Consider the following 13497-nt stretch of genomic DNA (forward strand, 5'->3'; position numbering starts at 1 on the left):
GAGGGCGGGCCAGCTTCACAGAACGCACGAAGGCCAATCCCGCAAAGGGCTTACAGCACCTTGTCGTAGACCGCGTATTCCCGGTTGACCTTGCTGTTGATGGCATCAGCAATCGCGACCATGCCCTGGTTGTCGTCCAGAACCCAGCCGATCTCGGCGCGCTTGGTCCCGAAGCTCGCGATCGCGGCGCGCCGGATGTACTCGATCATCATAAAGGCCAGCTGGCTGGCGAGGCGTGAGGACTGCAGGCTCTTGCGAACGCCCATCAGTGGCACGCGCATATCGGCCGGATTGGGCTTACGCAGCCAAAGCAGCAGCTTGAGCAGCCCCAGGATCGAAGGCTTGCCGCTGCGCTTGTTCACTCGCATCTGGATGCCATTGAGGTCCGGCAGGGTCATCATGAACGCCACGGGTTCGCCGTCGTATTCGGCGATGTGGATCAGTGCCGGATGGACCAGCGGCTTGAGCGCCTTGCCGGTATAGGCGATCTCTTCGGGCGTGAAGGGCACGAATCCCCAATTGTCCGACCATGCATCGTTGAGGATCTCGCAGATGATCGCGGCATCGCGTTCAAACTGCTTGAGCTCCACCTCGCGGATGCGAATGCGCGCATTCTTCTCCCCCGAGGAGACGATGCGCTGGATCAGGGGCGGGAACTCCTTCGTCACGTCGAGATCGAAAGTGCGCAGCATCTTCACCAGGGAATAGCCAGTGCGCTCGATCCAGCCCTGATAGGCTGCGTTGTGATGCGCCATCATGACCATCGGCGGGTGATCGTGACCCGATACCTGGATGCCGGGCTCCTCCCAGACGGAGAGGTTCATGGGCGCAACGACTCGCGTCATGCCTTGCGCGCGAAGCCAGGCCTCGGCAGCGGCGATGAGCGCGCGCGCGGTATCCTCGTCTTCAGCCTCGATCGCGCCCCAGTTGCCGGTGCCGGGCCCCATGCCCTGCTCGACCGGCTGTTTCAGTGCCAGTTCATCGATGTGTGCTGATATGCGGCCCACGACCCTGCCATCACGGCGCGCCAGGAATAGCTGAACCTTGGCGTGCTCGAAATAGGGGTTCTTGCCCGGGGTGAACTTGGAAATCTCTTCCGAGCGCAAATTCGGCACCCAGTTTTGATCTGCCGCATTGAGCCGATAGGCGACATCGACGAAAGCGGCGCGATCGGCCTTGCTGGAGACGGGAGTGATCACTAGTTCGGCCATGGCCACGATGCTGCCTTTGTTTCGGCTTATGGGAATGCGTGAGCGCGACGTGCTGCGCCAAGCAGCACATTGTCAAGCCCACTACCTGGCCGAGCTGTGCGGCGACACACGGCAAACCCCGCCTGCGGCATGTTTTTGCCCGGATGCCTTTGGAACTCTTTGACGATGAATGCCCAGAACGCGATCGACCTGACCACGAACGACCCGCGCGATTCCGCGCAGTCTTCCACGTGGCACTCGCAAATGCCGGACGACAAGGAGATGCTGCGCGCTGCCGTCGAACTGACGCGCGACATCTCCGCTGCCCGTCCCGGCATCTACTGGACCGACATGCTGGCCAGCACGGCCGTCGGCTATGGCGCACTGGCGGGCGCGATTCTGGTGGGAAATCCCCTGATCGCGGTGCTGCTGGGCGTGCTTTCGGCGCTCGCGCTCTACCGCGCACTGCTGTTCATCCATGAGCTTACCCACATCCACAAGGACGCGCTCCCCGGCTTTCGCTTCACCTGGAACCTGCTCGTCGGCATCCCCATGCTGATCCCTTCGTTCATGTACGAGGGCGTTCACACACAGCACCATGCCCGTTCCCGCTACGGCACGCTCGAAGACCCGGAATACCTGCCGCTGGCGCTGATGAAGCCGTGGAGCCTGCCGGTGTTCGCCCTCACCGCGATCCTGCTGCCCCCTGCCCTGCTGGTCCGTTCCGCCTTGCTGGTACCGCTCGGCGCCTTGATCCCACCGCTGCGCACGCAGGTCTGGGGGCGCGCATCGGCTCTCGCCATCAACCCGCAGTACCGCCGCCGCAAGCCCGAAGGTGAGTTCGCGCGCATGGTATTCTGGCAGGAATTGAGCTGCTCGGTCTGGGCACTGTCCATCGTCGCAGCAAGCATCGCCTGGGGTTGGCGCCCACTGGTGATCGCCCTCTGCGTGGTTTCGCTGACGGCCTTCCTCAACCAGGTCCGCACGCTGGTCGCGCACCTCTGGGAGAACGACGGCGAGGCGATGACCGTCACCGCGCAGTATCTCGATTCAGTGAACGTACCGCCGCCAGCGCTGCTTTCCTGGCTATGGGCTCCGGTCGGCCTGCGCTATCATGCGCTGCATCACCTGCTTCCTTCTATGCCCTATCACTCGCTGGCCGAGGCCCACCGCCGCCTCGGCGCGCATCTGAGTGACTCCTCGACCTATCGCAAGGCGAGCTATCCCGGCCTTAGCCCGCTGCTGGCACGGCTGGCGCGCAGCACGATGACGGCCAGGTAAATCAGCCAACCCCGTCCCTGAGGACGGGGGCATGTCGGCGTAAATCCGTCGATGGAGGGGATGCTCGGCCTCAATCAGGCGCCGCATAACGCGGGAGCATCTCTCCACTCCAGCATGAAGTTTCCCAAAGAGGGGAAACCCTACTCCTCAGTGCGGATCAGCACTGTCTCGCCGATCAGCGCGAAGAGCAGGAACGGCGCCCAGGCGGCAATGAAGGGCGGGTAACCGCCGAAATTCCCCATGGCCAGCGCGGCATTGTCGAACACGAAATAGGCAAAGCCCAGCGACATCCCGATCACCGCGCGAATCAGCAGCGCGCCCGAACGCGCAAGGCCGAAGGCCGCAACCGCGCCCAGCAGCGGCATCAGCGCCGACGACAGCGGCCCGGACAGCTTGTGCCACCAGGCGGCATCGAGATCGGTCGTGCGCCGTCCCGCCTCACGCACGGCGGCGATCGAAGCCGACAGCGTAAAGATGTCCTGCGCATCGGCATCGACCTTGGAGATATAGATCTTGGCCGGCGTGATCCCCGGCGCCACCGTTACAAAGGCAGGGCGGCTGGTCGTGGTGCTGGCAACGTCGAACTTGACGGGATTCTGCAGCTTCCAGCCCGGATTCATGAACGTCGCCCGGTCCGCACGCAACTGCTCGACAATCATGTCGTTGGCATCGCGGCGGTAGAAAGTGACGCCATTCAGTGTCAGCGCATTACCCTCGCCGGTCAGGGACTGGGCCAGCAGCAGGTCGCGCCCGTCGGCAAGATAGAGGTTTGCCTTGGGGCCGGTAGCCTTCGGAACTGGGCCGTAGTCCACCGCCGCCCATGCGTCGAGCGTCGCGGTCGCACGCGTCACAACGCGCTCGTTGAAGGCGAAACTGAAGCCCGCAATCACCAGCGCGGTCAAAATCAGCGGCGCCAGGACCTGATGCGCCGACAGGCCGGCCGCTTTCATCGAAATGACTTCGCTGTTCTGATTGAGCGTGGCCAATGTGATGATCGTAGCCAGCAGCACCGAATAGGGCAGAAACCGCGCGACCAGCTGCGGCGCGCGCAGGGTCACGTAGTAAAGCAACTGCATCTGCCCGTTGCCAGGATGGGCAAGGATATCGCCGCTCTCCCCCAGCAGGTCGAGCACCTGGAGCACGAGCACCAGCATGATCAGAACCGCCAGGATGCGGGTAACGAACAGCCGCGCGAGATAGAACGTCAGCGAGCGCGACGGAAAAAATTCAAGCTGCATGTCAGGTCTGGTCCGCCGGAGTGGGCAGGATCGGGCCGCGCCGTGTCCGGCGCAGCAGCGACTTCAGGCGCTTCACCACCTTGGTCGAGGCGGTTTCGAGCCAGCCGAGCGGCTGCCCGCCGGGCACGTAGGCGATGCGCCAGTACATCCACAGGATTATCAGTGCAAAGACCACGAATGGCCCCCACAGCCCCAGGATCGGGTTGATCTTGCCCAGTGAGGCGACGTCGTTCGCATACTGATTGACCTTGTGGTAGGCGACGACCATCACGATCGAAACGAACAGGCCAAGCGCAGACGTCGAACGTTTGGGCGGGATCGCCAGCGCCACTGCAAGCAGCGGCAAGAGCAGCATCATCACAACTTCAACCATACGGTAGCTGAAATTCGCCTGGCTGGAGGCGCGCTCCTCTGCCGATGCCCCCTTGTTCCAGCCCAGCTTCAGCAACTCGGGCAGAAGATATTCACGCTCCTGACCGCCTCGCTGGCGGAACTTCTCGATCGCGGGAAGTTCGATCGGCAGATCATGGCGGGTAAAAGTGAGGACGCGCGGCATCTTGCCGGGCATGTCCTGGATAATCTGACCCTGCTGCAGGCGCAGGATGATCGTATCGGGCTGGTCCTTGAGCGCGAGGAAGCGCCCCTCGCGCGCGGAGATCGACAGGACCTGGCCCTTCTGGTTGGCCACGCGCGCGAAGATGCCCATCAGGCGCTGGCCGTTGTCCTGGCTCTCGTCGATGCGCAGGGCGATGCGGTCCTTCAGCGCCGTGAACTCCCCCACCTTGATCGAGGCGCCGAGCGCACCCGATTTGAGTTCGTAGTTGAGTTCCTCGTAGTAGTAGCGCGACAGTGGCTGGAGATAGCCGACGATGGCGAAGTTTGCCCCGATCAGCACCAGCGTGATGATGTAGGGTACGCGCAGCATGCGGGTGTAGCTGAGGCCCACCGCGCGCATGACATCGAGTTCACTGCTGGTCGCCAGCTTGCGAAAGGCAAGCAGAATGCCGAGCATGAGCCCCAGCGGGATCGCGAGGCTGGCATATTCGGGCAGCATGTTCGCCAGCATCTTGAAGACGACGTCGATCGGCCCGCCTTCGGTCGCGACGAAATCGAACAGCCGCAGCATCTTGTCCATGACGAGCAGCGATGCGGCGAGCAGGAAGATACCCAGCATCGGCATAAGCACGAGGCGCAGGATATAGCGGTCGATGGCGCTGATGAATTTCAACTAGTGCACTTTCCGACCGGCGTCACTGAACGTCCCTCTTCCGGCCCTTAACGGCTCGCAGCCCCAAGGGCAAAGCCATTTGTCACCAATCGGTTGATCGGCCCCGCCATGCGCCGCCTGCAAAGGCTGAAATTCTCGCGCGGGCAAAGCCGAAACGCCGGGGCGCGCCCAAGGTTTCCGCAAGGGAGGGCGGAAATGTCAGGCTTTTTCCAGAGTGCACTGCAGAGGGTGCTGGTTCTGCCGGGCGAAATCCATCACCTGGTTCACCTTGGTTTCGGCGATTTCATAAGGGAAGATACCGCAGACACCGACGCCCTTCTGGTGGACGTGGAGCATGACGCGCGTGGCCTGTTCAAGGTCCATGTTGAAGAAGCGCTTGAGACACATCACCACGAATTCCATCGGGGTGTAGTCGTCATTGAGCATCAACACCTTGAACTGGCTGGGCTTCTTCGGCTTGGCGCGCGTCTTGGTGGCGATGCCGATCTGATGATCGTCGCCGCCACCGTTACCGCCAGCGGAATCGCCGTCATCCCCCGCAGCGACGGGCCGCATCGGCAAAGGCCATGCAGGCACGCTCAGGGAGAGCAAAAGGTCGGATTCGGCGATAGGGGGAATCATGATGGTCAGAATATCGTACCGGGGCACCTTATAACAAGATGCCCCGGTCCATATTCTTGGATTCGGCGCTCCGATGGTCGGAAGAATCGCTTCAACCGACCGATCGCAGCGGCCAGGCCCGGCTCAGATCGAGACCGAGCGCGCCTTTTCCATGGCGATGCTCATGCGGCCCGAGATGGGCGCAAACGAGTCGCTGAACAGCTTGAGCATGGCTTCGCTGTTCTTCGAGCTGTACGCCACGGCGCTGTCGAAGTTCTTGCGGACCATATCGCCCTGAAGCTTGAAGAAGTCGGTCGGCGACTTGGCGGCGGCGAGTTCCTTGATATCACCGGTCATGGCTTCGAACGCGGTGCGGCCTTCAGCCACCAGTTCCGAACCCATGCCCTGAACGCCTTCAGCAAGGATCTTGCCCGAAGCAACGCATGCCTCGACATTGCCCTTGGTGAATTCGGTCACTTCGCCGAGTACGCTGGTGCTCTTTTCGAAGGCGGCCTTGGCCTTGGCCTGTGCTTCGGTCATTGCGTCCTGAAGGCCGGCGAAGTTAGTGCTCATATCCATATTCGTTTCCTCGAGCATGAAGTTGGTGAATAGTCCTGCGAAGACGGGCTTGGTTTTAGGTGCGGTCTTTGGTGCCGCCTTGGGAGTGGCCGCCTCCGGAACCGTGACCGCCGCAACCGGGGCCTTCACGTCCTTGGCAACCTTGCTGACCGGCTTGGTCGGAATGACCTTCGTCGGAACAACTGTTTCAACCGGCTTCGTCTGAACTACCGGCTTGATCTTGGGCTTCGGGCCCGGCTTCGCCTTGGCGGGGGGAGCCTTGACCTCGGGAATCTTGACCTCGGCACTCTTCGCGAGCGGGGGCTTCACAGCCGGCGCTTGCGTGGCCGGCACGGCCGCAGCCTTGGCCGGAACAGGAGCATCTGCCTTGATCGGCACAGCAGGCTTCGGCGCGACCGGCTCGGGCGCCTTTGCGGCAGGAACCGGCACGGGTGCGACGGGCTTAGCATCGACAGGTTTTGCGTCGTTCTGCTTGGCTGCCTGTTGAGGCTTCTCAGCGATAGGCGGCTTTGCCACCGGCGCGGGCGAAACATCCCCCGCCGCCGCGACCTTGGGTGCCGCTACGGCCGGGGCCTTGTCCTTGGGGTCTTCATGGTCGGCCATGTTCAAAATCCAGCCTTAGGTGAAAACTTGCACATCAGCCGAGCTTGAGCCCAGCACCGGAACAACACACGATTCGTCTTTGTCGTTGCTGCGATGCAAAATAAGTTTTTGCACCAGCGAAGTCAACAGCCTTATGTTGCGATGCAACAAAATGTTGCACTGCACAATTTCGCCATTCAGCCACCGCACCTTTGAATTTAGGCCAGTCTTCGATTGCAGTCGTGTGTCAGCAACCCTCTTCCCGAAGGAAGCGGTGAATTAAATTACAACAAGAGTGGTGGTAATCTGAAGTAACCTATCGCCCGGCCACGTATCGGCCGGGAGCATCTTCGATAACCCGGTCCCCGCGCATGCCGGGCTTACGCTTGCCCCCCGCAGACACTTCTTCGCCATCACGTCCGCGCAGCCACTCCGCCCAATGCGGCCACCAACTGCCGGGCTGCTCCTTCGCACCTGCGACGAAGTCCTCCAGGGTTTCGGGCGAACCGTCGTTGGTCCAGTACTGGTACTTGCCCGAGGATGGCGGGTTGACGACCCCCGCGATGTGGCCCGAGCCCGCCAGCAGGAACGTCCAGTCCCCGGCGAGATAGCGAGTCAGTTTCCAGACGCTGCTCGGCGGTGCGATATGATCTTCGCGCCCGGCCTGGATATAGACCGGGGTCGTGATGCGGTGAAGGTCGATCGGCACACCGCAGGCGGAAAGCGAATCGGCTACGGCAAGGCGGTTGTCACGGTAGAGGTCGCGCAGATAGTCGCGGTGCCAGCGCGCCGGCAGGTTGGTGACGTCACCGTTCCAGTGGAGCAGGTCGAAGGCGGGATAGTCCTCGCCCTTGAGATAGTTCTTCTCAACATAGCTCCAGATCAGGTCGTTGCCGCGCAGGATGTTGAAGCTGGCGGCCAGATAGCGCCCGTCTAGATATCCTTCGGGAGACAGGCGCCCGACCGTCTCGATCTGCTGGTCGTCGATGAAGTTCTTGAGGTCGCCGGCATCCTCGAAATCAACCTGCGCGGTAAAGAAGGTGCTGCTCGCGACCTTTTCGGCCTCACCCTTGCGCGCCAGCACCGCGAGCGTCGCAGCCAGTGTCGTACCCGCCACGCAGTAGCCGATAGTGTGGACAGATGGCACTTTCAGGCGCTCGCGCACCGTGTCGATAGCCTCGATCTGGGCACCGATATAGTCGTCCCACAAAACGTCGGCCATCGAGGCATCGGCCGACTTCCACGAGACCATGAAGACGGTAATCCCCTGCTCCACCGCCCAGCGCACGAAGCTCTTCTTGGCATTGAGGTCGAGGATGTAGAAGCGGTTGATCCACGGCGGAAAAACCAGCAACGGGGTCTTGAGCACCTTCTCAGTGGTCGGTGTGTACTGGATGAGCTGGTAGAGCGGCGTCTCGAACACCACCTTACCCGGTGTCACCGCGATGTTCTCGCCCAGCACGAAAGCGCCGGGACGGGTGTGGGTGAGCTGGCCCTTGCGCATGTCGTCGAGCAAGTTCTCGAAACCGCGCACCAGGCTTTCGCCGCGTGTCTCTGCCGCCTTGCTCAGCGCCACCGGATTGGTCAGCGGGAAGTTCGAAGGGCTCAGCGCATCGACCACGGTACGCGTCGCGAACACCAGCTGCGCTTTGCGCCCCGGCTCCATCCCTTCGACCGCCTCGGCCATACCCAGCATCTGCTCGCTCATCATCAGATAGGCCTGATGAAGGAACGCGAAGAACGGCTGGCGGCGCCATTCGGGATCGGCGAAACGCCGGTCCTTACGCGGAAGATCGATTTCCTCGGCCTGCGTGTCGCCTGCCCCCTCGCCGGCAGGCGCCTTGGCCTGAGCGCCTAGCCCGTACTGCCCGAACACCGTGTTGACGAGCGTCAGCCCTTCGTTCCAAAGCTTCTGCTGAACCTCGGGGTTAGTGAAGGGAAGCTGGCGGAACACCGCCTCGGCTGTACCGATCCATCTGGCGGGGTCGGCAAAATGCGGAGCCTTGTCGGAAGCCTTGTTCAGCTGTTCGACCTGGAATTCGGTCCAGATTGAGTGCAGGCGCGCGGCGATCTCTGCCCAATGCACGGTAGCCTCGGCCTCAGGCGTACCCGCAGCCGGAATCATCTGCCCCAGGATCGTGGTAATACCCTGTGCCTGACCGCGCATGACATCACTCAGCAGCTCTCCGCTGCCGGAAGGCATCGGGCCGGAAGCCGTCGTGGTAGCCATGGCCGGTCGCTCTCCTGATAGTACGCCGTAATCGTTCGCTTACGGTTTGGCCGCATGGGCGATTCCTGTCGAGTCCCGTTCTCACCTTCGGGACGGCCGAATTGGGTAATGATCTTTCAAGATCGCCCATTTGCGCGAACCGCGGAATACCCTACAGGGGCCCGGCGGCCATTCTGCCGCGACGCATATGGATATCTGAGGTCATGGAAGACGAGTTCTACCGCATCAAGCGACTGCCGCCCTACGTCATCGCCGAAGTGAACGCGATGAGGCACGCAGCCCGCCAGGCCGGTAAGGACATCATTGATCTCGGCATGGGCAATCCCGACCTGCCGCCGCCCCAGCATGTCCTCGACAAGCTGTGCGAAGTGGCACAAAAGCCCGACGCACATGGCTACTCGCAGTCCAAGGGCATCCCGGGTCTGCGCCGCGCCCAGGCGAACTACTACGCCAACCGCTTCAACGTCGAACTGGACCCCGAAACCGAAGTCGTCGTCACGATGGGTTCGAAGGAAGGCCTCGCCAGCCTCGCCACCGCGATCACCGCGCCGGGTGACGTGGTGCTGGCTCCCAACCCCAGCTACCCGATCCACACCTTCGGCTTCATCATCGCCGGCGCCACGATCCGCTCGGTGCCGACCACGCCAGACGAGAACTACTGGCGCTCGCTCGATCGCGCGATGGCCTTCACGGTGCCGCGTCCGTCGATCCTGATCGTCAACTATCCGTCGAACCCCACGGCCGAGACGGTCGACCTGGCCTTTTATGAGCGCCTCGTCGCCTGGGCCAAGGAGAACAAGGTCTGGATCCTGTCCGACCTCGCCTATTCGGAGCTTTACTACGACGGCAATCCGACCCGCTCGATCCTCGAGGTGCCCGGCGCTAAGGACGTAGCGGTCGAATTCACCTCGCTCAGCAAGACCTACTCGATGGCCGGCTGGCGTATCGGCTTTGCGGTGGGCAACCCGAAGCTGATCGCGGCGCTGACCCGCGTGAAATCCTACCTCGACTACGGCGCCTTCACGCCGATCCAGGCTGCTGCCTGCGCTGCCCTCAATGGGCCTCAGGATATCGTCGAGCGTAACCGCCAGCTTTACCAGAAGCGCCGCGACGTGATGGTCGAAGCCTTCGGACGCGCCGGCTGGGATATCCCCCCGCCCAGGGCCTCGATGTTTGCCTGGGCGCCCCTGCCCCCGGCCCTCAAGGAAATGGGCAGTCTGGAGTTCTCCAAGCAGCTTCTGACCCATGCCGAAGTGGCTGTGGCGCCCGGCGTCGGCTACGGCGAGGACGGCGAGGGCTTCGTGAGAATCGCCATGGTCGAAAACGAGCAGCGACTGCGCCAGGCGGCCCGAAACGTGAAGCGTTACCTCGTGTCGATGGGTGTGAACATGCCTTCATCGTAAGGCCCACGCCGAAGATAATCCTACTTTTCAGCGATTAACTGGGGTTAATACTTAGGTAAGCCTGTAAGATTCTACGTGTTGTTCCTAGCCCCTGATTCACGTCATTGTTGCCCACCATCGCATTGGAAAGCCTGCAATTGGGGACACATGGCAAATCTACTTAGACGGGATGACATACCTTACAGTTTTCGATGGCTGGGCTCCGGAAGGATTCCTCACCTGTTCGACCTGAGACATCGCGGATGGGCGCTGGACGAGACGGGGGCCCCGTCCAGCGAATGCATCGGCGTAGCGCATGCCGGCAGGCTCGACAGCGCGGACTGGCAGCAGGTCCTGACCTTCCCGGATGAAGTACGTCGCTTCACCCTGGTACTCGGCGCCACCACGGCGCATGAGCGTGCCAGACTGCTTCAGGCCGGTTTCGGCGAAGCCGTCACCGACACGATCGAGCTCGGCGAATTCGAAGCTCGGGCCAGCCGCCTCGCGGAACTGACCCGCTGGTTGCCGCGCCATCGCCAGCTGGGCCCGCTCGAACTCGACCTGCTTGCGCGTGAGGCTTTCGGCAACGGCAAGGCGCTGAACCTCAACCCGCGCGAATTCGCGTTGATCTGGCGACTGGCGGATTCTCCCGGCGAGCCGGTCAGTAAGCAGGAACTCATCCACGACGTCTGGCGCATGGGCTTCGTGCCCGAGACGAACAGCATTGCCGTCCACATGTCGCGCCTGCGCCGCAAGCTCGGCTTCGTCGGCATGTCCGGCATCATCACCACGGCCGCGGCGGGCGGTTATTGCCTGGTTCCGCCAGTCGAACGCCGTAGCGAACCCACCTCCTCGCGCGCGATTGCCGCGACGAACGCCGTCCAGGCGACAGCTTAAACCAGGCAGGGGCAAAATGCCCACAGCCCTTCCGGGTCGCACCGCCGGGTTATTGAATTCAGGGACGCATACGTCTCGTCAGGGCTGAAAGATCGTCGAGGGTGTTGATATTGGGGATCGACGCCGCCGTCTTCACCCGCCGCGCAGCGATGCGATCCGCAAAACCAGACATCGAATGGCGCTCTTCGCTTTGCAGCAGCGCTTCCAACACGGGGGCTGCCGACGCCGGCCACATCCCGATCACCGGTTGCGCTGCAAGACAGGCGGGCGCTGGCCCCAGCAGCGCCGGAAGATCATCGGGCAGCAGCGCCGCGTCGACGCCGCACGTCAGAACCGCCTCATAACCCTCATCGAGCGCATGGTGCAGTGCCGCCGCCAGCCCACCAAGCGGGCCCATCCCCGGTCGCGGCCAATCCGGCAATGTTGGCGCCGGAGCCGTCTCACGCCCGACCACGACAACATGTTCGCACCAACCCGACAGGGCATCGACCGCCAGTGCGATCAGCGTGTGCCCATTCAGTTCGGCAAGTGCCTTATCGCTGCCGAAGCGGCTGGACAGCCCCCCGGCCAGGACAGCTCCGAGAATCATGCGGCAACCCTTTCGCGAACGGGAAACAAGCGGCGAGCCTACAAGCATAGCCCGCGTCTCTCTTGAAGAGGAAGTGCCGAATGCCGTCCCTGTTCCTCCCGGGTCTGCACCTTGCGCTTACCGCTCAGATAGACATCCCTGGCCGCATTCGCACTTTCCGCCGCAAGCCCACAGCAATTTGCATCGAAATCGCGCGAATTCCATTGCGCTCCCTCCGATCGGTTGCTAGGCGCGCATTCCTCCACACGGCGGCCCGATGGCGGAGTGGTGACGTAGAGGACTGCAAATCCTCGCACGCCGGTTCGATTCCGGCTCGGGCCTCCAACTTCTTTGCAGCCAAGCTGCAAAAGTGTTCAATTTTGCAGATTGAGCATCTTCCGGCTCCCACTCGCTGGGAATTCATCGGCCAGATGGAAATGGCCCCAGGCGCCTTGCACAACGTTCTGCCTGAGCGACTAGGTCGCCAACACGCACCCGCAGACGCATTCATGCAATCTTGCCGCCATTGCGATGGCATGGCGCCTACCATCCCCCCACCGCACTCTCAGCCATCGTTGCATACAAGACACCAATCGTGCCGGACCAAAAACCGGGGCAGTCATTGGCGCAGGCGGAGCGTCATCACCCCTGAACGAGAACTCCACCCACCGGCGCAGAGCGGCTCTGCGTCGCCCCCTATACCGGGACAGGTGCAGTCATGACGATTTCGGCGAAGTAGCCGGCCATGGCAGCGACGGCCTTGTCGCTGAGTTCGATGAAGGCGCGCCGGCGGTCGCCTGCGTCGCTTACGCGCGCGAATAGGCCGGCTTCAACCATCTGGCCGATCCAGCGTAGTGCGGTCGTCGGCGGGACAGCTGCGGCGATGCACAGCGAGGTAACTGACACCTGCTTGTTCTCGATCCGCGAGGCGGTGAGATCCAGGAGCATGTCCCAGGCGGGATCGGCGAAGAGGTCACCGTCGAAAAAGCGGGCGCGCAGCTGGCGCTGACGGATGATCCGGCGTACCAGCTTCGCATCGGGAAGCTGCGCCTTCGCGCGCGGCGCTGCCCCCGGAGGGGACGGCCTCTCGGCGACGGCATTACCCACCGCAGCGGCGCTTCCGCGAGGGTCGAGCCGGTCAATGCGACCGGCAATCTGGCCGACCTGTTCGGTCAGGCGCAGCAACATCAACCGGTCATCCTCGGACAGTTCGCGCAGCCGACCCGAAGGAAAACTCGCCAGCACCTGCCCCAGTGCGATGACCCGTTCAGCGCGATCGGGGTCGACGAGCAGCACAGGGGACGACTGGTCCATGCAGGCAAAGACGTCCTCAAGCGCATCGACGCTGGTTGAGACGATCAGGCGCGGTCCGCCCTGCCCCGCGCGCATGTCCAGCCGCGCCAACGCGGCCAGCGATGCGGCATCAACCTGAGGGCAATCCACCAGAACGATATCCCCAAGCGACCTGCCGGCGTCCTCCGTAAGGTCGGCCAGAGCGCCCGCCGCCGCGACGGTCAGACCTGCGGCGCCGGCATCCTCCCGCATCGTGGCGCGCAGATGGGGGCGGTCGGCATAGATCGACAGGCGGACGGGAACATCGCCCGCCCCGCTGCGCGCTGCGCCCGGGGCCGCGCCATAGGCGAAGTCCGGCTGGATGAAATCCATGTCGCGCATCGCTTCCAACTCCGTTTCCATAGCGGAACATTGTTGGAACATAATAGA

Annotated in this window: 11 protein-coding genes and 1 tRNA gene; 4 read left to right on the plus strand and 8 right to left on the minus strand. The window is 62.7% G+C overall.

Translation table 11 applies throughout. From position 1 onward, the window contains the following. Positions 1-50: 50 nt before the first annotated feature. A complete protein-coding gene (locus tag GVL61_RS12020; RefSeq protein ID WP_235037654.1) occupies positions 51-1211 on the minus strand; it encodes an N-acetyltransferase in 1161 nt (386 codons plus the stop codon). 165 nt (positions 1212-1376) lie between these two features. Between GVL61_RS12020 and GVL61_RS12025 the strand changes: the two genes are divergently transcribed. Next, the gene (locus GVL61_RS12025) at positions 1377-2471 is read left to right on the plus strand and encodes a fatty acid desaturase (protein WP_159980307.1); all 1095 of its coding nucleotides are present in this window, start codon (positions 1377-1379) and stop codon (positions 2469-2471) included. Between the two features lie 140 nt (positions 2472-2611). Here GVL61_RS12025 and lptG read toward each other — a convergent pair whose 3' ends face one another. The 5 genes from lptG to GVL61_RS12050 form a co-directional block, all read right to left on the minus strand. Continuing rightward, positions 2612-3709 (minus strand): LPS export ABC transporter permease LptG, encoded by a 1098-nt coding sequence (lptG, locus tag GVL61_RS12030; RefSeq protein WP_159980309.1) that lies wholly within the window; start codon positions 3707-3709, stop codon positions 2612-2614. 1 nt (position 3710) lies between these two features. After that, entirely contained in the window at positions 3711-4937 is a 1227-nt protein-coding gene (gene lptF / locus GVL61_RS12035; RefSeq protein WP_159980311.1) for an LPS export ABC transporter permease LptF, read from the minus strand. A 198-nt stretch (positions 4938-5135) separates the two neighbouring features. Next, a complete protein-coding gene (gene clpS / locus GVL61_RS12040; protein ID WP_235037655.1) occupies positions 5136-5492 on the minus strand; it encodes an ATP-dependent Clp protease adapter ClpS in 357 nt (118 codons plus the stop codon). A gap of 189 nt (positions 5493-5681) precedes the next feature. Further along, positions 5682-6719 (minus strand): phasin family protein, encoded by a 1038-nt coding sequence (locus tag GVL61_RS12045; protein ID WP_159980313.1) that lies wholly within the window; start codon positions 6717-6719, stop codon positions 5682-5684. A gap of 295 nt (positions 6720-7014) precedes the next feature. Then, positions 7015-8928: an alpha/beta hydrolase gene (locus GVL61_RS12050; protein WP_235037656.1), complete on the minus strand. Its 1914-nt coding sequence runs from the start codon at positions 8926-8928 to the stop codon at positions 7015-7017. Positions 8929-9131: 203 nt separating this feature from the next. On the opposite strand from GVL61_RS12050, the gene GVL61_RS12055 reads away from it, so the two are divergent. After that, positions 9132-10331, plus strand: coding sequence for an LL-diaminopimelate aminotransferase (locus GVL61_RS12055; RefSeq protein ID WP_159980315.1), 1200 nt, complete (start codon positions 9132-9134; stop codon positions 10329-10331). A gap of 147 nt (positions 10332-10478) precedes the next feature. Next, on the plus strand, positions 10479-11207 hold the full coding sequence (locus GVL61_RS12060; RefSeq protein WP_159980317.1) for a winged helix-turn-helix domain-containing protein: 729 nt from the start codon (positions 10479-10481) through the stop codon (positions 11205-11207). A 58-nt stretch (positions 11208-11265) separates the two neighbouring features. Here GVL61_RS12060 and GVL61_RS12065 read toward each other — a convergent pair whose 3' ends face one another. After that, positions 11266-11796 (minus strand): molybdenum cofactor guanylyltransferase, encoded by a 531-nt coding sequence (locus tag GVL61_RS12065; RefSeq protein ID WP_159980319.1) that lies wholly within the window; start codon positions 11794-11796, stop codon positions 11266-11268. Between the two features lie 250 nt (positions 11797-12046). Here GVL61_RS12065 and GVL61_RS12070 point away from each other — a divergent pair. Next, positions 12047-12120: transfer RNA gene (locus GVL61_RS12070), tRNA-Cys, on the plus strand. Positions 12121-12471: 351 nt separating this feature from the next. On the opposite strand, the gene GVL61_RS12075 is transcribed toward GVL61_RS12070, so the two are convergent. Beyond that, positions 12472-13449 carry a MarR family transcriptional regulator gene (locus GVL61_RS12075; RefSeq protein ID WP_159980321.1) on the minus strand — a complete coding sequence of 326 codons (978 nt, stop codon included), beginning with the start codon at positions 13447-13449 and terminating at the stop codon, positions 12472-12474. Positions 13450-13497 lie beyond the last annotated feature (48 nt).

This window comes from Novosphingobium sp. 18050, from assembly GCF_902706195.1.
Lineage (GTDB): Bacteria > Pseudomonadota > Alphaproteobacteria > Sphingomonadales > Sphingomonadaceae > Novosphingobium.